Consider the following 378-nt stretch of genomic DNA (forward strand, 5'->3'; position numbering starts at 1 on the left):
ATACCGGCATTAAACTCGATGCCTTCATCCACCAAACCGCTGCCAAGCACGACCTGACGATTCCGGATGCTGTCAAGAAACTGCTGTCCGGTGAGATTGAGCCTCCAGCTGCTGTGGTGCTACACACCTATCAGGCCTGCGATATTGAGAATGCCCCAACCTTTATTGAAGGCTTCGGCTGGCGGCAAGAGCCCATGCCGCATGATAAAACCCGGGATCTAACCGGCGATGTAGCCGAAGCAGACGGCTACCAACCGGGCCTGATTATGCGCAAACATGTCGAAGGCCGCGACGGGACCTGCCGGGTCGGCGGGTGTGAGAAACCAGCCTTTCTTACCCAGCTTGGGCCTGACCCCCGGAAAGTAGACACGTCGGGGG

At 57.9% G+C, this 378-nt stretch carries 1 pseudogene; it reads left to right on the forward strand.

Annotation, left to right across the window (positions count from 1 at the left end):
- Nucleotides 1-378, forward strand: a pseudogene (locus HMPREF2912_RS11260) (HNH endonuclease); the annotation flags it as partial.

It is taken from the genome of Corynebacterium sp. HMSC056E09 (genome assembly GCF_001813425.1).
GTDB lineage: Bacteria > Actinomycetota > Actinomycetes > Mycobacteriales > Mycobacteriaceae > Corynebacterium > Corynebacterium hesseae.